18 protein-coding genes are annotated in these 19,380 nt (G+C 68.2%); 2 read left to right on the top strand and 16 right to left on the bottom strand.

Annotation, left to right across the window (positions count from 1 at the left end; genetic code table 11):
* Positions 1-345 precede the first annotated feature (345 nt).
* The 4 genes from rfbC to SNE34_RS08955 form a co-directional block, all read right to left on the bottom strand.
* A complete protein-coding gene (gene rfbC / locus SNE34_RS08970; RefSeq protein ID WP_332616643.1) occupies positions 346-909 on the bottom strand; it encodes a dTDP-4-dehydrorhamnose 3,5-epimerase in 564 nt (187 codons plus the stop codon).
* Positions 906-1,790, bottom strand: coding sequence for a glucose-1-phosphate thymidylyltransferase RfbA (rfbA, locus tag SNE34_RS08965; RefSeq protein ID WP_332616642.1), 885 nt, complete (start codon positions 1,788-1,790; stop codon positions 906-908). The genes rfbC and rfbA overlap by 4 nt, the downstream gene beginning before the upstream one ends.
* 2 nt (positions 1,791-1,792) lie before the next feature.
* Entirely contained in the window at positions 1,793-2,854 is a 1,062-nt protein-coding gene (gene rfbB, locus SNE34_RS08960; RefSeq protein ID WP_332616641.1) for a dTDP-glucose 4,6-dehydratase, read from the bottom strand.
* 146 nt (positions 2,855-3,000) lie between these two features.
* A complete protein-coding gene (locus tag SNE34_RS08955) occupies positions 3,001-4,629 on the bottom strand; it encodes an electron transfer flavoprotein-ubiquinone oxidoreductase (protein ID WP_332616640.1) in 1,629 nt (542 codons plus the stop codon).
* A gap of 78 nt (positions 4,630-4,707) precedes the next feature.
* Between SNE34_RS08955 and SNE34_RS08950 the strand changes: the two genes are divergently transcribed.
* The gene (locus SNE34_RS08950; protein WP_332616639.1) at positions 4,708-5,313 is read left to right on the top strand and encodes an alpha-ketoglutarate-dependent dioxygenase AlkB family protein; all 606 of its coding nucleotides are present in this window, start codon (positions 4,708-4,710) and stop codon (positions 5,311-5,313) included.
* A 107-nt stretch (positions 5,314-5,420) separates the two neighbouring features.
* Here SNE34_RS08950 and SNE34_RS08945 read toward each other — a convergent pair whose 3' ends face one another.
* Genes SNE34_RS08945 through SNE34_RS08930 form a run of 4 tightly spaced genes read right to left on the bottom strand, consistent with a single transcriptional unit; the run spans position 5,421 to position 9,043 of the window.
* Entirely contained in the window at positions 5,421-6,056 is a 636-nt protein-coding gene (locus SNE34_RS08945; protein WP_332616638.1) for an ABC-type transport auxiliary lipoprotein family protein, read from the bottom strand.
* A gap of 47 nt (positions 6,057-6,103) precedes the next feature.
* A complete protein-coding gene (locus tag SNE34_RS08940) occupies positions 6,104-7,030 on the bottom strand; it encodes an MlaD family protein (protein ID WP_332616637.1) in 927 nt (308 codons plus the stop codon).
* A 13-nt stretch (positions 7,031-7,043) separates the two neighbouring features.
* Positions 7,044-7,880, bottom strand: coding sequence for an ABC transporter ATP-binding protein (locus SNE34_RS08935; protein ID WP_332616636.1), 837 nt, complete (start codon positions 7,878-7,880; stop codon positions 7,044-7,046).
* Positions 7,880-9,043 carry an ABC transporter permease gene (locus tag SNE34_RS08930; protein ID WP_425604500.1) on the bottom strand — a complete coding sequence of 388 codons (1,164 nt, stop codon included), beginning with the start codon at positions 9,041-9,043 and terminating at the stop codon, positions 7,880-7,882. The genes SNE34_RS08935 and SNE34_RS08930 overlap by 1 nt, the downstream gene beginning before the upstream one ends.
* A gap of 46 nt (positions 9,044-9,089) precedes the next feature.
* Here SNE34_RS08930 and SNE34_RS08925 point away from each other — a divergent pair, with 46 nt between their 5' ends.
* A complete protein-coding gene (locus tag SNE34_RS08925) occupies positions 9,090-10,346 on the top strand; it encodes a threonine/serine exporter family protein (protein ID WP_332616843.1) in 1,257 nt (418 codons plus the stop codon).
* Between the two features lie 143 nt (positions 10,347-10,489).
* On the opposite strand, the gene SNE34_RS08920 is transcribed toward SNE34_RS08925, so the two are convergent.
* The 8 genes from SNE34_RS08920 to SNE34_RS08885 all read right to left on the bottom strand — a co-directional run bounded on the left by SNE34_RS08920 (position 10,490) and on the right by SNE34_RS08885 (position 19,365).
* Positions 10,490-10,858: an H-NS histone family protein gene (locus SNE34_RS08920; protein WP_332616634.1), complete on the bottom strand. Its 369-nt coding sequence runs from the start codon at positions 10,856-10,858 to the stop codon at positions 10,490-10,492.
* Positions 10,859-11,014: 156 nt separating this feature from the next.
* Complete coding sequence (locus tag SNE34_RS08915; protein ID WP_332616633.1) at positions 11,015-12,712, bottom strand: proline--tRNA ligase; 1,698 nt, start codon at positions 12,710-12,712, stop codon at positions 11,015-11,017.
* Between the two features lie 56 nt (positions 12,713-12,768).
* The gene (locus SNE34_RS08910) at positions 12,769-14,133 is read right to left on the bottom strand and encodes a c-type cytochrome (RefSeq protein WP_332616632.1); all 1,365 of its coding nucleotides are present in this window, start codon (positions 14,131-14,133) and stop codon (positions 12,769-12,771) included.
* Positions 14,126-14,821, bottom strand: coding sequence for a cytochrome c oxidase assembly protein (locus tag SNE34_RS08905; RefSeq protein WP_332616631.1), 696 nt, complete (start codon positions 14,819-14,821; stop codon positions 14,126-14,128). Before SNE34_RS08905 ends, SNE34_RS08910 begins: the two co-directional genes overlap by 8 nt.
* Entirely contained in the window at positions 14,821-15,249 is a 429-nt protein-coding gene (locus tag SNE34_RS08900; RefSeq protein ID WP_332616629.1) for a hypothetical protein, read from the bottom strand. The genes SNE34_RS08905 and SNE34_RS08900 overlap by 1 nt, the downstream gene beginning before the upstream one ends.
* A 10-nt stretch (positions 15,250-15,259) precedes the next feature.
* On the bottom strand, positions 15,260-17,779 hold the full coding sequence (ctaD, locus tag SNE34_RS08895; RefSeq protein WP_332616628.1) for a cytochrome c oxidase subunit I: 2,520 nt from the start codon (positions 17,777-17,779) through the stop codon (positions 15,260-15,262).
* Positions 17,776-18,792, bottom strand: a complete 1,017-nt coding sequence (gene coxB, locus SNE34_RS08890; protein ID WP_332616627.1) for a cytochrome c oxidase subunit II — start codon at positions 18,790-18,792, stop codon at positions 17,776-17,778. The genes ctaD and coxB overlap by 4 nt, the downstream gene beginning before the upstream one ends.
* 132 nt (positions 18,793-18,924) lie before the next feature.
* Entirely contained in the window at positions 18,925-19,365 is a 441-nt protein-coding gene (locus tag SNE34_RS08885; RefSeq protein ID WP_332616626.1) for a DUF4124 domain-containing protein, read from the bottom strand.
* Between the last annotated feature and the right edge of the window lie 15 nt (positions 19,366-19,380).

The following is a 19,380-nucleotide window of genomic DNA, read 5'->3' as shown; positions in this document are numbered from 1 at the left end:
GGTCTGCGGCGCCAAGCGGATTGCACGGAGGCCTGACGATTACGTTGCGGTGTTTTGCTGCTTGTGGCGCAGGCAGCTCCAGAGATCGTCTTGAGAGGCAAGGCAGTCGTGCAAAAAAACACATCGATGCGAACCAACGCTTGGGCGCGTTTCGTGGATGACGTCCGGCGGGCGGAACTCTGCAGGGCTCCTTGGTAGAAGCGATGTAAGTCGCTACCCATTGACTCCCTCGAAGGGCTGCTATCAGCGCGTCCTCCATGACGCGATAGCCTCCTCCCCCGCGGATCTTGCGGAATCCGCTGGTCAGTAGGTTGCGACCCGACGACGACTGCAAGACCAGTCGTATCAACCGATACGCCGAAGATCAGGGAGCCGGTCCGCCGCCACATCTTTCAAGAGCGGCGCGGCCGCGTCCTTCGTCGACAGCATTGGGGAATTGACCGGCCAATCGATGCCAAGTTCGGCATCGTTCCAAGCTACGTTGGCGTCTGTGCTGGCATCGTAGGCGGCGGTGCACAGATAGGAAATCTGTGCGAACTCGCTCACGGCAATAAAGCCGTGGGCGAACCCCGGGGGTATCCAGACTTGGCGCTTGTTCTCGGCCGACAGCGTGACCGCTGTCCAGCGCCCGAACATCGGCGAGCCGCGGCGAATGTCGACGGCGACGTCATAGACCTCGCCCTCCTGCACGCTGACCAGTTTGCCTTGCGGGTTCGGCCACTGGTAATGCAGCCCGCGCAGGACGCCGCGTGCAGAGCGCGACAGGCTGGACTGCACGAAGTCGGGGCCGATGCCGTGCGGTGCATAGCGCTCACGGTTCCAGGTTTCCTGGAAGAACCCGCGCGCGTCATTGAACACTTTGGGCTCGATCACTAGGCAGCCTGGCAGGGCGGTCTCGATGACTTTCACAACAGGTTCCTGCGTTCGATCAGGTTCGCAAGATACTGGCCGTAGCTGTTCTTGAGCAGCGGCGCGGCCAGGCCCAGCAGTTGTTCGTTGTCGATCCAACCCTTTTGCCAGGCGATCTCTTCGGGGCAGCACACACGCAGGCCTTGGCGTGCTTCGATGGTTTCGATGAACGTGGCGGCCTGCAGCAGCGACTGGTGGGTGCCCGTGTCGAGCCAGGCCGAGCCGCGACCCAGCGCCTCCATTCGCAACGCGCCATCGTTCAGGTATAGGCGGTTGAGATCGGTGATCTCGAGTTCGCCGCGTGCAGACGGCTTCAACGAGTCAGCGCGATCGCAGACGGTGTGATCGTAAAAGTACAGCCCGGTCACCGCGTAGTTGGAGCGCGGCTTGGCTGGCTTCTCCTCGATGCCCACGACCTTGCCGGAGTCGTCGAGTTCGGCTACGCCGTAGCGCTCCGGGTCGCTGACGTAGTAGCCGAACACGGTGGCACCGTCGGTGCGCGCATCGGCGCGGCGCAGGGTGTCGGTCAGGCCGTGGCCGTAGAAGATGTTGTCGCCGAGCACCAGGCAACTGGGCTGGCCGTCGATGAAGTCACGGCCAATGGTGAACGCCTGCGCCAGCCCGCCGGGGCTGGGCTGCACCGCGTACTGGATATCCAGGCCCCACTGCGAACCGTCGCCGAGCAACTGCTTGAACAGCGCCTGCTCGTGCGGGGTGTTGATCACCAGGATCTCGCGGATCCCGGCCAGCATCAGCACGCTGAGCGGGTAGTAGATCATCGGCTTGTCGTACACCGGCAGCAGTTGCTTGCTGATGCACTGGGTCAGCGGATACAGCCGGGTGCCCGAGCCGCCGGCGAGGATGATGCCCTTGCGCGCCACGGTCAGGCCTCCTGGCCGAGGCGTTCGAGGCGGTAGGCGCCGTCGAGGATGCGGTTGGTCCACTCGGTGTTGTTGAGGTACCAGTCGACGGTCCGGGCGATGCCGTCCTCGAAGCTCACCGACGGCGTCCAGCCCAGGTCCGACTCGATCTTGCTCGCGTCGATCGCGTAGCGGCGGTCGTGGCCGGGACGGTCGCGGACGTAGGTGACCTGGCTGGCGCGCGGTTGGCCGTCCTCGCGCGGACGGCGCTCGTCGAGTAGCCGGCAAATGGTTTCCACCACCACGATGTTCTCGCGCTCGGCGTTGCCGCCGACGTTGTAGGTCTCGCCGATGCGACCGGCCTCGAGCACCCGGCGGATCGCGTCGCAGTGGTCCTTGACGAACAACCAGTCGCGCACGTTCTTGCCGTCGCCATAGACCGGCAGCGGTTCGCCGGCGACGGCCTTGGCGATCACCAGTGGGATGAGTTTCTCCGGGAACTGGTACGGCCCGTAGTTGTTCGAGCAGTTGGTGGTCAGCACCGGCAGGCCGTAGGTGTGATGGAACGCGCGGACCAGGTGGTCGGAGGCCGCCTTGGACGCGGAGTACGGTGAATTGGGCGCGTACGGTGTGGTTTCGGTGAACTTGCCTTCGTCGCCCAGCGAGCCGTAGACCTCGTCGGTGGATACGTGCAGGAAGCGGAATGCCTCCCGACGCTCCTCCGGCAGCGCGCGCCAGTAGTCGCGCGCGCACTCCAGCAGGCCGAGGGTGCCGACCACGTTGGTCTGCACGAACTCGGCCGGGCCGTCGATGGAGCGGTCGACGTGGCTCTCGGCGGCGAAATTGACGATGGCGTCGGGCTGGTGTTCCTGAAGTAGGCGCGTGACCAGGGCGCGGTCACCGATGTCGCCGCGCACGAACACGTGGTCGGGATTGCCGTCCAGGGTGGCGAGAGTGTCGGAGTTGCCGGCGTAGGTCAGCAGGTCGAGGTTGACCATCCGGATGCCGGCCGCGACCGCGTCGAGTACGAAATTGCCGCCGATGAAGCCGGCGCCACCGGTCACGAACCACGTCTTTTGGGGCATGAAAAACACCATCTTCAGCGAGGAATCGACTGTCGGTCGAAACGAATCGGGCATTATAGGCCGGACCTCGAACGCATTTCTGAAAGCGTTCGGGGCCTGATCGCTGTCACGGCGCTTCTGAATCTCGCGTGGAGGGCGAGGCTGGCCTACAGATTCTGGTAGTTCGGCCCCGAGCCACCCTCCGGCGTCACCCAGTTGATGATTTCGTACGGGTCCTTGATGTCGCAGGTCTTGCAGTGCACGCAGTTGGCGGCATTGATCTGCAGGCGCTTGCCGGCGGCCTCGTCCTCGACGATCTCGTAGACCCCGGCCGGGCAGAAGCGGGTGCAGGGGTTGCCGTATTCGACGGCGCAGCGATCGATGCAGATGCTGGTGTCGGCGACCTGCAGGTGGACCGGCTGGTCCTCGTCGTGCTGGGTGGCGGCGAAGTAGACGCCGGCCAGGCGGTCGCGCGGGGCGAGGGTGCGGTCGACGTAGTCGCGTTTGGGGGACTCCTGTTCGCCGAGTTTGTGCAGCGATGACCAGTCCGGTTTGTTCTTCAACGTCCACGGCGAACGGCCGCCGGTGACGGTTTCCCAAGCGGCGTTGAGCATGCCCCACCACAGGCCACGCTTGAAGCCGGGCTTGATGTTGCGGACCTGCTTGAGTTCGGCCATCGCGGCGGACCCGCGCAGCGCGGCATCGAACCCCTGCGGTGCCAAGGCGTTCGCGGCCAGGTGCTCGGCGGCGAGCATGCCCGAGCGGATCGCCTGGTGGGTGCCCTTGACCTTCGGCACGTTGAGCAGGCCGGCGGTGTCGCCGATCAGCAGCGCGCCGGGCATCTCGACCTTCGGCAGCGACTGGTAGCCACCGGTGACGATCGCGCGGGCGCCGGCGGAGACGATTTCACCGCCTTCCAGCAGCGGCTTGACCATCGGGTGGTTCTTCCATTGCTGGAAGGCCTCCCACGGCTTGTACTGCGGGTCGCTGTAGTCGAGGCCGCTGACGTAGCCCAGGGCGATCCGACCCTTGTCGAGGTGGTACAGGAAGCTGCCGCCATAGGTCCTGCTGTCGGCCGGCCAGCCGAAGCTGTGGACGATCTTGCCGGGGCTGGTGCGTTCCTCGGGCACCTGCCACAGCTCCTTGATGCCGATCGAGTAGCCCTGCGGGTCGCTTTCGGCATCCAGCTGGAAACGCTTGACCAGCCGCTTGGTCAGGTGGCCACGGGCGCCCTCGGCGAGCACGGTGACCTTGGCGCGGATGTCGATGCCCTGGGTGTAGCCGGGCTTGTGCGAACCGTCCTTGGCCACGCCCATGTCGCCGATGCGCACGCCGGTGACCTTGCCATCGCCATCGTGCAGGGTCTCGTCGGCAGCGAAACCGGGGTAGATCTCGACTCCCAGCGCCTCGGCCTGCGGCGCCAGCCACGCGCACATAGTGCCGAGGCTGACGATCACGTTGCCCTTGTTGTGCATGCCTGGCGGCACCGGCAGCTTGCGGCCGCCGGTCTTGCTCAGCAGCCAGAACTCGTCCTCGGTGGCCGGCACGCAGATCGGCGGCGGGTTGTCGCGCCAGTCCGGCAGCAACGCGTCGAGTGGACCGGTCTCGATCACCGCACCGGACAGGATGTGGGCGCCGATGGTCGAGGACTTCTCGATCACGCAGACGGTGGTTTCGGCGTCCAGTTGCTTGAGCCGGATCGCCGCCGACAGTCCGGCCGGGCCGGCACCGACGATGACGACGTCGTACTCCATCACGTCGCGTTCGGCTTCGGGGGCAGTGGTCGGGTCGGTCATGGCGGGCTCCTGCGTGCTAGGCCTGAATTGTCGCGGGTTTGGGGGCAGGCGCCAAATTCAGCCATGCTAGCTTGGCCCATGCCGCCTGAAATGCTGCCGCTGCCCGATGCCGAGGTGTCATTCGATCCTCATTGGCTCGTGCCCGAGGCGGCCGACGGCCTGTTCGCCGCCCTGCGCGACGGGATCGCATGGGAGACCCATCGGATTCGATTGTTCGGCCGCGAGGTCGACAGCCCGCGCCTGAGTTGCTGGATCGGCGACGCGGAGGCGGTCTATCGCTATTCCGGCACCCGTTTCGAACCGCGGCCCTGGCCGTCGGTGCTGCGGCCGATCCGCGACCGGCTGGCCAACGAGCAGGGCGTCGTCTCCAACAGCGTGCTCGCCAATCTCTACCGCGGCGGCCGCGATGCGATGGGCTGGCACAGCGACGACGAGCCCGAGCTCGGGCCGGCGCCGGTGATCGCCTCGATCAGCCTCGGGGCGACGCGGCGGTTCGTGTTGAAGCATCGACGCGAACCGGATCGCAAGTTGGCGCTGCAGCTCGGTCACGGCAGTCTGCTGCTGATGTCTGGCGAGACCCAGCGCAACTATCGGCATGCGCTGCCGAGGACGGCCAGGCCGGTGGGCGAACGGATCAACCTGACGTTCCGCCGGGTGGCCTCGGGAAATTCCGGGCGATTGTAGGAGCGGCTTCAGCCGCGATCCTGGAACCGTTCGCCCGCGCCCGACATCCGATCGCGGCTGAAGCCGCTCCTACAACAGCGCGGGCATTCGAATAGGGTCCGTGCGAATCAATCGTGCCCCGTGCGCTCGTGCTCGTCGCCGCTGGCCAGCACCCAGCCGGCGAGCTCGGCGGTCACCGCTTCCAGGCTCTGCTCGAACGCGGCCACCACGTCCGGCACGGCGGTGGTCGCCGCCGCCGGGGCCTGCAGGAACGTGCGCGCGGCGACCACCGCCTGGTCGGGCGCGTGCAGCAACTTGGCGTTGATCTCGATCGTCGCCGCCGGGGTGCTGCCGCCGGCGGTGTAGTCGGCCTCGAACCGGCGCAGGTCGAGCACCAGCTTGTAGTCGGCGCCGATGCCGGCCCCCTGGCGCGCGACGGCCGGGATCCGGCCGGAATCCTCCAGCGCGCGCAGCACGGCGTCCTCGACCATGCTGGTCGGGGTCTTGGCCCAGCTGGCGCCCTTGTAGACCTGCAATTCGTTCGCCGACGGCCGCACCGCGATGCGCAGGCTGTCGGTCATCGAACTGGCGGTGGCGCGCGACAGCGACAACTGCCAGTCCACCGTCGGCCAGGCCGGCGCGGCCTCGACCCGGGGGTCGGGCGCGTAGATGGTGCCGGGTTCGGGCTTGGGACCCAGGATCGAGCAGCCGGCCGCCAGCAGGATGACGGCGACGGCGGTGGCCGCGCGCAGCGGATACTGCATGCGCCGGATCCGGGTGAGATGGCACGCAGGGTTCATCGCTTGGAGGCTCATTCGGGCTCGAACTCCTTCGGGGCATCGCGGCCGAGCAGGTAGTCGGTCGGGTTGTTGTCGAGGCGGTCGCTGATCCGGCGCAGGTCGCGTACCAGTGCGCGCAGCTCGCCGAGGGTCGGGCCGAGCTGGGCCAGGCCGTCGTTGGCAAAGCTGCTGACCGCGGCGCGGTTGTCGTTGATGATGCCGTTGGCCCCGGCCGCGGCCGAGTCCAGTTCGGTCAGGGTGCTGTCGAGCTTGGCCACCAGGTCCGGCAGCTTCTGCACCAGTTCGCGGTCGACATCCTGCACCACCTGGTTGGTGGTGGTCAGGGTGGCTTCGAGCTGTTCGCTGGCCTCGCGTGCGTTGACGATCAGCGCACGCAGGTCCTCGCGCTGGTCGGCGATCGAGCCGGTCAGGGCCTCGATGTTCTCCAGCGTGCTGGCGACGCGCTCGACGTTCTCCTCGCTGAGCAACTCGTCCATCCGCGCGACCAGCCGGTTGGCGGTGTCGGCGATGTTCTGCAGGGCGGACGGTTCGGTTTCGATCAGCGGGATCTCGCGGCGGTCGACGTCGACCAGCATCGGGCTTTGGGGACTGCCGCCGGTGAGCTGGATGATCGGGCTGCCGGTGATGCCGGTCATCGACATCTTGGCGCGGGTGTCGGTCTTGACCGGAGCGTTGGCCTGCAACCGCAGCAATGCACGGACCCGGCGCGGATCGTCCGGCGCCAGGCTCAGGTGTTCGACGGTGCCGACCGAAATGCCGTTGTACTGCACGCTGCTGCCCTCGCTGAGGCCGGTGACCGGCTCGTTGAAGATCACCAGGTACTCCTGCCAGCTCTTCTCCGACGAGTACTTCGCCGCCCACAGCGCGAACAGCAGCAGGAACAGCGAGACGATGATCGTGAACGCACCGATCAGGACGTAGTTGGCCTTGGTTTCCATCAGTCGACTGCCTTCATGTCTGTGACCTTACGTCACTTGCGCGCATGTCCAGTACCCCGAGGTTGCGCTCGCGTGCGGTCTGCGCCGCGCGGGCACGCGGGCCGTGGAAGTATTCGCGCACCCACGGATGGTCGAGGCGTTCGACCTCGGCGATCGGCGCGCAGGCGATGACCTTCCTGTCGGCCAGCACCGCGATCCGGTCGCAGATCGCGTACAGGGTGTCGAGGTCGTGGGTGATCAAGAACACCGTCAGCCCGAGCGCCTGTTGCAGGGTCCGGATCAAGTGGTCGAACGCGGCCGCGCCGATCGGGTCGAGCCCGGCGGTCGGCTCGTCGAGGAACAGCAACGGCGGGTCCAGTGCCAGCGCGCGGGCGACGCCGGCACGCTTGCGCATGCCGCCCGACAGTTGCGAGGGCAGCTTGTCGAGCGCATCGGCCGGCAATCCGGCGAGCTTGACCTTGAGCAACGCCAGCTCGTAACGCAGCGAGTCGGGCAGGTCGCGGTGGTACTCCTTCAACGGCACCTGCACGTTCTCGCCGACGGTCAGCGACGAGAACAGCGCGCCGTCCTGGAACAGCACCCCGGTATTGCGCTCGATCTGCCGGCGCACCGCGTCGTCGTCGCTGCGCGCGTCGATCCCGAGCACCTCGATCTCGCCCGCGTTCGGCCGCCGCAGGCCGAGGATCGAGCGCATCAGCACCGACTTGCCGCTGCCGGAGCCGCCGACCACGCCGATGATCTCGCCCGGCAGCACGTCGAGGTCGAGGCCGTCGTGCACGACCTGGTCGCCGAAGCGGTTGACCAGGCCGCGCACGCGGATGACTGGTTCTGTTGTGGTGGCGGCCGCCATCAGATGCCGACCTCCATGAACCAGATCGCCGCGAACGCATCGAGGATGATCACCAGCGAAATCGCCTGGACCACACTGGAGGTCGTGCGCTCGCCGACCGACTGCGCCGTGCCTTCCACCTGCAGGCCTTCCAGGCAACCGATCAGCGCGATCACCAGGGCGAAGAACGGCGCCTTCGCCAGGCCGACCCAGAAGTGGCGCAGCTCCATCGTGTCGTGCATCCGCGCGATGTACTGCTGCGGCGGGATGTCGAGGCCATAGGCGCCGACGGTGAGGCCGCCGAGCAGGCCGAACACCATCGCCACGAACGTCAGCAGCGGCAGCATCAGCAGCAGCGCCAGCACCCGCGGGATCACCAGCAGGTCGACCGGGTCGAGCCCGAGGGTGCGCATCGCGTCGACCTCCTCGCGGCTGACCATCGCGCCGATCTGCGCGGTGAACGCGCTTGCCGTCCGGCCCGCCAGGATGATCGCGGTCAGCAGCACGCCGAACTCGCGCAGGAACGCGATGCTGACCAGTTCGACCACGAAGATGGTCGCGCCGAAATCGCGCAGCACGTTGGCGCCGAGGAACGCCACCACCGCGCCGACCAGGAAGCACAGCAGTGCGACCAGCGGCACCGCGTCGAGGCCGACCTGTTCCATGTGGAAGACGGTCGCGGTCGGGCGGAATCGCGACGGCTCTTTGACCATCCGCAGCAGCTTCGACAGCACTTCGCCGAGAAAGCCGAGCAGGGCCAGGAACTCGCGCCAGTTGTCGGTGACCGCGTAGCCCAGACGGCCGAGCGCCGCGTACACGCCGTACTCGCGCCGGGGTTTGGGGCGCTCGTCGGACACGTCGTCGATCGCCGCGACCAGCGCGCGGTGGTCGTCGCGGAAGGTCACGTCCTCGAACGCGATGCGGCGCCGTTGGGCGAATCGCAGCAGCTGCAGCACGCCCAGCGAATCCAGCCGGTCGACCCCGCTGGCGTCGATCGCGGTGGCGTCGGCGGGGGCGCTCTCCAGTTGCTTGCCGATCCGTCGCGCGTGTTCCAGCGTCCACTGGCCGCTGAGCCGCAGGCGGCCGGACTCGCGGTCGTCGGTGTGGATCCGTGGCGATGGCGCGGGGGGTGCGGTCATGGGGCCTCGCCGCGCAGGATACAGGCTGCCGTGCCGACGGTGCATCGCGATCACTTTCGCATGCGATGCTATCTCGATGAACAGCCCGGCATTGACGATGTCCAGCCCGATCCCGTTGAGCAATGCCAGCTACGCCGACCGCATCCGCTTCATGGTCGAGCTGGCCGAACGCCTGCACCTCTACGGCACCACCGCGCAACGGCTGGAGGCGGCGCTGCTGCTGGTCGCCGAACGCCTGCGGCTGGAGTGCGAGCCGTGGTCGAGCCCGACCGCGCTGATCCTGACCTTCAGCGATCCGCAGCACCTGCCCGGCGCCAGTGACACCACGCGCGTGGTTCGACTGCCACCCGGCGACAACGACCTGTACCGGCTGGCCGAGACCGATCGCATCGCCGAGGCGCTGATCGCCGGCGAAATGGACCTGGCGTCGGCATTCGAGGCGATGGACGCGCTCGACAAGCCGCCCGCGCGCCGCACCCGGGCATTGCGGGTGCTGGGCTTCGGACTGGTCGCGGCCGCGGTCGGCGGCATGTTGCGGTTGCCATGGCTGGACATCGGGGTGTCGGCGTTCAACGGTCTCGCGATCGGCGTGCTGATGCAGATCGCCGAAGACCGACCGCGGACCAAGGAAGCGGTCGATGCGGTGCTGGCGATGTTCGCCTCGGCGGTCGCGATCCTGGTCGCCAGCTTCGTCGCGCCGCTGAACCAGAACACCGTGATCATCGCCTCGTTGATCGTGTTGCTGCCGGGCTTGTCGCTGACCAATGCGATGAATGAGTTGTCCAGCGACCACCTGGTGTCGGGCATGGCGCGCTTCGCCGGCGCGATCACCACGGTGATGAAGCTCGCGGTCGGCGCGATCATCGCGTTGTACGTGGCCGACCTGCTCGGACTGGAGCCGGCGGTGCGCGCGCTGCGGCCGCAACCCGCATGGGTCGAATGGGTCGCACTGGCGGCCGCGTCGCTGGCGTTCGCGGTACTGTTTCGCGCCGAGCGCCGCGATTACCCGCTGGTGATGGCGGCCGCGGCCTCGGGCTATCTCATTTCTCGGTTTGGCGGCGCGGCCTGGGGCAGCGGCGCCGGCATATTCCTCGCCGCGCTGGTGATGACCGCCGCCGGCAACGCTTACGCGCGCTGGTGGCATCGGCCCGGCGCGATCGTGCGCGTGCCGGGGATCATTTTGCTGGTGCCCGGCAGCGCCAGCCTGCGGGGGTTGCTCGATTTGATCCAGCAACAGGACGTCACCGCCGGCCAGGTCGCCGTGCTCGGGGTGATCAATATCCTGCTTGCGCTGATCGCCGGATTGCTGTTCGGAAACCTGATGTTGCCGGCGCGACGGAATCTGTAGGAGCGGCTTCAGCCGCGATCCGGAACCGGACGATCGATCACCCATCCGATCGCGGCTGAAGCTGCTCCTACACAAGGCATTGAACAACGCACAATAAAAACGCCGGCAATGCGCCGGCGTTTTTTATGCAACCCGACCAAAACCTACTTGATCAGGAAATCCTCGAGGTTGCGGCCGTTGCCGGTATACGCGGCCAGCCAGCGCGGCTGCTTGCCGCGGCCGGTCCAGGTGTTGTCCGGGTTGGACGGGTCGCGGTATTTCGGCGCTACCTTGCCCAGCGACTTGCGGGCCTTCTTGGCGGTGCCGCGCGGTGCACGCGTCGCCGCGGCGGTACCGGTGCCGGTGCCGAAAAGCTCGGCAATGGTGTAACCCTCGGCCTTGGCCTGCTGGGTCAGCTTCTTGCGGACCTGGACCAGCGGCTTGCGCTTGTTCAGCGTGGTCTTGCGCTTCTTGGCCTTGCTGATCAGCGATTCAAGTTCCTTCGCGGACAGCGTATTGAGGTCGATCGCCATTGTGATTCTCCGGGACGGTGGTTGGAAACTCGGGTCGGGACCCGGCCTGCCGCGCATGGTAATCGTCCGCTTGTCTGGAGTAAATGAAGGGCGATATTCGAAATCGCCCCCCGGGCCACCCGTCCCGGGGTCGGGTCGGGGCGAAACCGGCGCCGCTCAGGCGCCGAGCCGCGCCATAAGCTCGGCGCGGCCGAGGTTTTCCGGCTCGCTGGCCCGGCGCTGGCGATATTCGAAGGTACCGGCCGCCAGGCCCCGCTCGGACACAACCACCCGATGCGGAACACCGATCAGCTCGATATCGGCAAACATCGCGCCCGGGCGCAGGCCGCGGTCGTCCAGCGCGGTTTCGATGCCGGCCGCATTCAGTTCGCGATACAAAGCGTCGGCCGCCTCGCCGACCGCCGGGTCCTTTTTCGGGTTGATCACGCAGACCACCGCCCGCCACGGCGCCATCGCCTCGGGCCAGGTGATGCCGTTGTCGTCGTGGTTCTGCTCGATCGCCGCGGCGACGATGCGCGAGACGCCGATGCCGTAACAGCCCATGCTCGGGGTCGCGGCCTTGCCGGAATCGTCGAGCACGGTGCAGCCCATCGCCTGCGCATATTTGCGGCCGAGCTGGAATACGTGGCCGACCTCGATCCCGCGGGCGATGCCGAGGGTGCCGCGGCCGTCCGGGGAGGGGTCGCCGGCGACCACGTTGCGAATATCGGCAACCAGGTCCGGCTCGGGCAGGTCGCGGCCCCAGTTGACCCCGGCCAGGTGGAATCCGCGCTCGTTGGCGCCGATCACGAAGTCAGCCATCGCCGCGACGCTGCGGTCGGCGATCACCCGGATCGCGCGTTTCGCGCCGATCGGGCCGAGGAAGCCGGGCTCGCAGCCCAGGTGTTCGAGAATCTCGGCCTCGCTGGCCAGCCGGTAATCGGCCAGGCCGTCGAGCTTGCCCAGCTTGATCGGATTGACCTGGTGGTCGCCGCGCACCAGCGCCAGCGCGAAACCCTGCTCGCCGACGATCGCGACCGACTTGACCGTGCGCTGCAGTTCGATCCCCAGCAGCGCGGCGACGTCCTCGCAGGTTTTCTGGCTCGGGGTTTCGAGCTTGTGCAGGGTTTTGCCGGCCGCGCCGCGTTCGCCCGGCGCCAGCGCCTCGGCCAGCTCGGTATTGGCGGCGTAATCGGAGCCGTTGGAGAAGGCGATCGCGTCCTCGCCCGAATCGGCCAGCACGTGGAATTCATGCGAGGCGCTGCCGCCGATCGCGCCGGTATCGGCGAATACCGCGCGGAACTGCAGGCCCAAGCGGCTGAATATGCGGCCATAGGCGTCGTACATCACCCGGTACTGGCGGTCGAGCCCCTCGTCGTCGAGATGGAACGAGTAGGCGTCCTTCATCAGGAACTCGCGCGCGCGCATGACCCCGAAACGCGGGCGGATCTCGTCGCGGAACTTGGTCTGGATCTGGTAGAAACACACCGGCAACTGCTTGTAACTGGCCAGCTCGTTGCGGGCGAAGTCGGTAATGACTTCCTCGTGAGTCGGCCCGTAGCAGTACCAAGCCTGCTTGCGGTCCTGGATTTTCAGCAACTGGCCGCCGAATTTCTCCCAGCGCCCGGTTTCCTCCCACAACTCCTTCGGCTGCACCGCCGGCATCAGCATCTCGATCGCACCGGCGGCGTCCATTTCCTCGCGCACCACGCGTTCGACCTTGCGCAGCACGCGCAGGCCCAGCGGGGTCCAGGTGTAGAGGCCGGAGGCCAGCTTGCGGATCATCCCGGCCTTGAGCATCAGCTTGTGGCTGATGACCTCGGCGTCGGCGGGAACTTCCTTGCTGGTATGGAGGTGGAATTGCGAGAGGCGCATGGCGGGTTCTTGGGCCGGAAACCCGGCATTCTGACACGCGCCCGCGCGGGTCCGGGCTAATCGGCGGCGGCCCGCGGCGCGGTGCTTGCGGCGCTCGGCGGCAGCGAGCCGTACCAGGCGGCGAGGTCGTCGATGTCGGCGTCCTCCAGCGAGCCGGCGATCGTTTCCATGATGTGCGAATACGCCGTGCCGCCGCGCCGGCCCTGTTTGAACAATTGCAGCTGCAGCGCGAGGTAGTCCGGGTGCTGGCCGGCCAGCCGCGGGTACAGCGGGTTGCGCGCGCCGTCGCCGGGTCCGTGGCATTCCACGCACGACGGAATCCGCAGCGCGGCGTCGCCCCGGCGCGCCAGGCGCTCGCCGCGTTCGATGGAGCCGGTCTCCCGTTCGTCGTTCTCGGACCTTCCTGCTCTTGTAGGAGCGGCTTCAGCCGCGATCGAACCCCGGCTGCCGTCGCCCGCCCCCGCACCCCGTACCGGAAGCGCCGCGTAATACCCCGCCAGCGCCCGCATTTCCCCCGCACCAAGCGCCACCGCCACCGGTTCCATCACCCCACTGTGGCGCTCGCCACGCGCATACGCCCGCAGGCTCGCCAGCAGGTAGGTCTCCTTCTGCCCTGCCAACCGTGGAAACGCGCCGGTGCCCTGGCTCTCTCGGCCATGACAGCGCGAGCAGTCGGCCACTCGGAGGGCAAACGCAGCGTCGGAAACAGTGCCGGGGTCGCCGCCGGCTCCGTCATGGTCCAACCGCGCACTGGCAGCACCCACCGCCACATCGAAAAGGGTCAGGTCCGTCCCCTCCGGCCCCACCGCTGCACTGTCGCCATAGGCCAGTCGCCGGAACTGCGCCGGCTGCAACTCCGGCAACCGCCGCAAGAATGCGACCATCGCCCAGACCTCGTCGTCGCGCTGCTGTGACGGCCACGCCGGCATCGCGGTGTATTTGATCCCGTGCTTGACGATCCAGAACAACTGCTTGTCGCTCCACTGCTCGATCTTCGGCGGCAGGTACGGCGGCTGCGGCACGATGTGGCGCACCACCTCGGCACGCGGCTGGCCGGGCGCGCCGTGGCACGGCAGGCAGCCGCTCGCGTAGTGGCCGGCGCCCTTCAGCACCATCGCGCGCTCGTCGAGCGCGCGATCCACCGGCGGCGGTCGCTTCACCGCGAGCGCGTGGGTCTGCACCGAGCGGATCATCGCGAAATGCAGCAGCACGCGGGTGATCGGCCAGTGGCCCTGGCTTGCGGCGACCGGCACCAGTCCGGCGGAAACGAACAACAGCGCGCCTATGCCGAGCGCGGCCAGCACGATCACTAACCGCAGCGCCGCCAGCCCCCAGGAGCCCGCGGTCAGGCCGGACCACGCGCGCTGCAGCCATCGCCAAACCCGCGATCGCCCGATCGCCTCGCGCCAGCGCCTAGCCATCGGCCACCGCCTCGCCCCGATCGCGCAACAAGCCCAACAGCAACACCAGCGCGCCGGCCATGTATGCCACCCCGCCGAACAGCAGCATCAGCACGCCGCCCAAGTGCTGGTCCTGCAACGCGGTCAGGCCGAACGCGACAATCGCGTCATGCGGGTACAGCGGCCGCGCCGCCAGCGCCAGCAGCACCCCGAGCAGGGTCATGTGCATCGAGGTCAGCAGCAGCCCGCCGATCCCCGCCGCAGCGCGCCGTCGCCGCGGCCCGGCGCCGCCGCCGAAGGCCGACAGCCACACCAGCAGGCCGACAACGAGGAAGCTGGCCTGCTCGACCACCAGCAACCCGGCCGAATGGCGTGCGGCGTGGTGCAGTGCCGGCGCATGCCACGCCCAGACCACCAGGAACTCGATGACCGAGGCGACGATCGGCGAGAGCACGACTGCAGCCAGCGCGGCCGCCGGTGGCATGCCCGGCGGCCGCGCATCCGTCGACAACCGCCGCACCGGGTCGAGCCGGCTGCCGGCGAGCCCTACCGCTAGCAACGGCGCCGCGACCGCGACTACCGCCATGTGCATCGCCATGTGCGCGGCGAACGACTGCCGCGACCATTCCGGCAGCGGCCCCAGCCACGCCGCGCCAAGCACGACCAGCCCGCAGCCCAGCGACCACCGTGCGGGCCGTCCGGCGCGCATCAGCGACACGTCCCGATTACGGCCATCGCAAGCGCCATGTAGGCCACCGCGACGAAACTCAGCCCGCAGAGCAGCAGCGTCGCGAAGCCGAGGAACCGATGGCGGTCGCCGGCGCTGGCGGCGTCGTGCGGCAGTTCCGCCTCGCCCCACTGGTGCTGGCGCCAGCTGCGCCAGCCGAGCGCCGCGATCGCGACCAGCGCCACCACCGTGTACGCCACCAGCGCGATCCGCGCCGCGCCTAGCGGTGCCGCCTCGGTCGCCGCCTTGGCGCACCAGATCGCCGCGGTGACATACGACAGCAGGAAGTGCACCGCCCAGATCGCCGGCCCCGCGGTCAGCCACCACAGGCTGGCGCGCCGTTCCGGCAACGCCGCGTCCTCGGCGGGGCTGCGGTGCACGGGTGCGTCGGAGGGCTTGCGTGGCGTCATCGTTGCGACCTCATGCCACCAACGGGAAGCCGGCGATCGTCGCCACCGTCACCAGCACGGTGATCGCCACGAAATGCCAGTACAGGGTGACGTTGCGGATGTCGATGTCGTGTTCGGCGGTCATGCGCCCGGCCGCGCGCCGGGCAATGCAGTAGAGCTGCATGACCACGCCGGCGGCGATGTGGGCCGCGGTCCAGCCGACCAGCAGCCATACGGTGGCGGTGTAGGCGTGGCGGGTCGGATCCATGCCGGTCAGCCATGGCCCGGCCAGCAGTGCCACGCCCGCCGCCAGCGCCAACATCACCGCGGTGACGGCGGCCAGATAGAAACCGATGCCCGCATCGCGCCCGTTCATTCCGCGCGCCAGCATCGTCGCGGCCCACGCGGCGAGCGCCAGCGCCAGCGCGAGTGACGGCCACAACAGCCCCGGGCCGGCGGTCGGGTCGGGCGGGAAGTCCTCGTGGATGGTCCAGAAGAAGAAGTAGCCAAACACGAGGCTGGCGAACGCGGTCATGTCGCCGATCATGGTGATGAACATCGCCCACCAGCCCACCGACGCCGACCCCGACGCATACAGCGGCAACGTCAGTCCGAGCCCGACATCCTTGTCCGGCTTCTCCGGCACCAGCGCGGTGCCCGTCCATGCCCAGGCCAGGATCGCGACCAACGCGAACACTGCGCTGATGCCCGCGGCGACATACATGCCGAACACCGGGAAGATGAATGCCCCGCCAGTGAACAGCGCCGCCCACAACGTCAGGAAGGTCGGCCCCGGCACCCGCAGGCACTGCTCGGGCACGGCGTCGATCGTCGAGGTGACCAGGGTCTCGCGCTGGCCCTCCTCCGCGTCGGCCAAATAGAAGCGGCCGGCATCGACGTCGCGCATCAGCCCGGGCTGGTCCCACAGCGGATAGCGGCTGCGGACGATCGGGATCGAGCGCATGCCCCAGGCCTTGTTCGGCATCTCCGCCAGCCACTCCAGGGTGCCGGCGCGCCACGGATCGCGCGGCGAATGATCGCGCCGGAACGCGGTCCACAACGCATCGAACAGCAGCAGCGCGAACCCCGCCGCGAGCACGAACGCGCCGAGCGTCGACAGCAGGTTCAACGCGTCGAAACCCTGGTCGGCGCGGTAGGTGAACACCCGCCGCGGCATCCCGCCCAAGCCGGTGATATGCATCGGCAGGAACGCCACGTTGAAGCCGATGAACATCAGCCAGAACGCGATCCGACCGAGCCGCTCCGACAGCTGCTTGCCGACCACCAGCGGGTAGAAGTAGTAGCTGCCGGCGACCACCGGGAACACCATGCCGCCGATCAGCACGTAATGCAGGTGGGCGACGATGAAATAGGTGTCGTGGGCCTGGAAGTCGAACGGCGCCAGCGCCACCATGACCCCGGTCAGTCCGCCCAGCACGAAAATGGTGATTGCGCCGAGCACGAACAGCATCGGCACCGAACGCACCACGCGCCCGGCCAGCACCGTCGCCAGCAGCGCGAAGATCTGCACCCCGGTCGGCAGCGCGACGGCCTGCGACGCCGCCGAGAAGAACGCCAGCGAGATATTCGGCAGCCCGGTGGTGAACATGTGGTGGACCCACAGCCCGAAACTCAAAAAGCCGGTGCCGACCGCGGCCAGCACGATCCAGCTGTAGCCGACCACCGGGTGCCGCGCGAAGGTCGGCACGATCATCGCCACCAATGCGATCGCCGGCAGGAAGATGATGTAGACCTCCGGGTGGCCGAAGATCCAGAACAGGTGCTGCCACAACAGCGGGTCGCCGCCGCGGGCCGGGTCGAAGAACGGCCAGTCGAGCATGCGCTGCAGCTCGAACATCAGGTCGCCGGCGATCAGCGGCGGGAACGCGAACAGGATCATCGCGCCGACCACGAGGATGTACCACGCGTACAGCGGCATCAGGTTGATCCGCATGCCCGGCGGCCGGGTCTTGAGCACGCCGACGATCAGCTCGACCGCGGCCGCGATCGAGGCGATCTCGATGAAGCTCAGCCCGAGCAGCCAGATGTCGGCGCCGAGGCCTTCCTGGTAAGACGTCGCCAGTGGCGGATACATGAACCAGCCGCCCTGCGGCGCGGCGTCGAAGAAGATCGAGCCGCAGACGAACACGCCGCCGATCAGGAAGCACCAGAACCCGTACGCCGACAGCCGCGGGAACGGCAGTTCGCGGGCGCCGAGCATCGACGGCAGGATCAGGATCGAGAAGGCCTCGAAGATCGGCACCGCGAACAGGAACATCATCACCGAGCCGTGCAGCGTGAACAGCTGGTTGTAGGTGGTCGCGCTGACGAAGTCGTTGTCCGGCAGCGCCAGTTGCACCCGCATCAGCAGCGCCAGCACGCCGGCGAACAGGAAGAACACGATCGCGGTTGCGGTGTACCACTGGCCGACCTGGGTGTTGTTGACCGACGACCAGTAGCGCCAGCCGGTCGGGGTTTGCCAGGCCGCGCGCAGGCGTTCGGCCTGGGCCGGATCGCCATGCGGCTCGGTGGCGGCGAGCGAAGGGCTCATTGCAGCCCGTCCAGGTACAGCGCGATCGCCTCGATCTCCGCATCGGGCAACATGCCGAACGGCGGCATCAGCGCCTCGGGCTTGACCGCGTGGGTGTGGCCGATCCAGCGCCGGAACGCGGCGACGTCGTTCGGCAGGATGCCGGCGGCGAGACTCGCGCGGCTACCGACGTGGGTCAGGTCCGGGCCGACGACGCCGGCGGCCGGCGTGCCGCGGATCGCGTGGCAGGCGCCGCAGCCGTTGCCGAGGAAGGCGCGCTGTCCGGCTCTTGCGATCGCCGACTCCGGCGGGTTTGCCGGTGCGGCCTGCCGCTGCAACCAGGCGTCGAACGCCTCGCGTTCCATCACCACCACCACCACCCGCATCAAGGCGTGCGAGGTGCCACAATATTCGGCGCAGACGCCGCCGAACGTGCCGGTGCGGGTCGGTTCCAGCACCAGGGTGGTGGTGCGGCCGGGGATCATGTCGACCTTGCCGGCCAGCGACGGGATCCAGAACGAGTGGATCACGTCCGGGCTGTCGAGGATGAACTCGACGCGTTCGCCGACCGGCAGTCGAATTTCGTTGGCGAGGGTGACCTCATTGGCGAGGGTGATCGGCTCCGCGCCGGCGGGCAGGTAGCGCACCCGCCACCACCACTGCTCGCCCGACACCGCGATGCGCAGACCATCGTGCGGGGCGGGTTGGCGCAATTGCGGCATCAGCACCAGCCCGTACAGCAGCAGCGCCCCCAGCACCAAAGTCGGCGTGATCACTCCGCCGCCGAGGATCAGCCAGCGCGTGGTGCGCCGGCCGTGCGGTTGCGGCCGAAAGAGCCCGGCATACAAAGCGATGCCGACCACGGTGGCCCAGACCACGACGGCCCCGGTCGCCATGACCCGGAACAGCCGGGCGATGGTGTCGGCTTCCAGACCCGCCGGAGCCAGCGTCGACGTGGCGTCGCTGCAACCGGCCAATGCCATTGCCACCGCGCCCGCGGCGATGGTGGCCGGACCGGCGGAGTTGGGTCCCACGGCGCGCTCCCAGTCAGCGCGTACGGGACCGGATCACTTCATGGATGCGGCCGGCTACGCGTGAACCGGGAGACTGGCCCGCCGCCTTGCAAAGATTCGTGAAGGCGGCGGCGTACTGATGACGGCGGACTACTATGCTTCGGAGTTCGCCGTGGCGGTCGCGGTGCTGCAATGGACCTTGATCGCGGCCTCGGCCAGTTGGGCCTGCGCGGCGCGCTCATCGGCGGTAAACGCCGTATCCGGCTTGCCGTCGCCGTCGGCATCGGCGCCGACCGGACCTTCGCCCTGCAGCAACGCGAGATTGCCGCGCGCGGTGGTGCACTGGTTGCTTTCGGCAGGTGCCTCGACCTTTTCGGTCGCGATCGCCGCCGAGCCACGGTTGCTGATCGTGCGGTTCTTGTAGTCGGCGCCGGCCGGCGGCGGGGCGTCGGAATAGTGGGTCACGCCGTTGGCGTCCTTCCACTGGTACAGCTCGCCGGCCGTGGCGGGCAGCGCGAACGTCAGGGCCACGGCGACGCCGGCGACGAGCCGCGGCAGCCGGTGGGCGAGGGACGACGGGTTCGACTTGGACATGCGGATTGACATGCG

The sequence above is a fragment of the Novilysobacter erysipheiresistens genome (assembly GCF_036663935.1).
Lineage (GTDB): Bacteria > Pseudomonadota > Gammaproteobacteria > Xanthomonadales > Xanthomonadaceae > Novilysobacter > Novilysobacter erysipheiresistens.
The sequence above is the reverse complement of the archived record's forward strand: the minus strand, read 5'-3'. Positions and strand labels throughout refer to the sequence as shown.

Bases quoted from the DNA above. Each gene is read 5' to 3' on its own strand.
- rfbB (WP_332616641.1), bottom strand. From the start codon at position 2,854: ATGCCCCAAAAGACGTGGTTCGTGACCGGTGGCGCCGGCTTCATCGGC.
- SNE34_RS08955 (WP_332616640.1), bottom strand. From the start codon at position 4,629: ATGACCGACCCGACCACTGCCCCCGAAGCCGAACGCGACGTGATGGAG.
- SNE34_RS08950 (WP_332616639.1), top strand. From the start codon at position 4,708: ATGCCGCCTGAAATGCTGCCGCTGCCCGATGCCGAGGTGTCATTCGAT.
- SNE34_RS08945 (WP_332616638.1), bottom strand. From the start codon at position 6,056: ATGCAGTATCCGCTGCGCGCGGCCACCGCCGTCGCCGTCATCCTGCTG.
- SNE34_RS08940 (WP_332616637.1), bottom strand. From the start codon at position 7,030: ATGGAAACCAAGGCCAACTACGTCCTGATCGGTGCGTTCACGATCATC.
- SNE34_RS08935 (WP_332616636.1), bottom strand. From the start codon at position 7,880: ATGGCGGCCGCCACCACAACAGAACCAGTCATCCGCGTGCGCGGCCTG.
- SNE34_RS08930 (WP_425604500.1), bottom strand. From the start codon at position 9,043: ATGCACCGTCGGCACGGCAGCCTGTATCCTGCGCGGCGAGGCCCCATG.
- SNE34_RS08920 (WP_332616634.1), bottom strand. From the start codon at position 10,858: ATGGCGATCGACCTCAATACGCTGTCCGCGAAGGAACTTGAATCGCTG.
- SNE34_RS08915 (WP_332616633.1), bottom strand. From the start codon at position 12,712: ATGCGCCTCTCGCAATTCCACCTCCATACCAGCAAGGAAGTTCCCGCC.
- SNE34_RS08910 (WP_332616632.1), bottom strand. From the start codon at position 14,133: ATGGCTAGGCGCTGGCGCGAGGCGATCGGGCGATCGCGGGTTTGGCGA.
- SNE34_RS08905 (WP_332616631.1), bottom strand. From the start codon at position 14,821: ATGCGCGCCGGACGGCCCGCACGGTGGTCGCTGGGCTGCGGGCTGGTC.
- SNE34_RS08900 (WP_332616629.1), bottom strand. From the start codon at position 15,249: ATGACGCCACGCAAGCCCTCCGACGCACCCGTGCACCGCAGCCCCGCC.
- ctaD (WP_332616628.1), bottom strand. From the start codon at position 17,779: ATGAGCCCTTCGCTCGCCGCCACCGAGCCGCATGGCGATCCGGCCCAG.
- SNE34_RS08885 (WP_332616626.1), bottom strand. From the start codon at position 19,365: ATGTCCAAGTCGAACCCGTCGTCCCTCGCCCACCGGCTGCCGCGGCTC.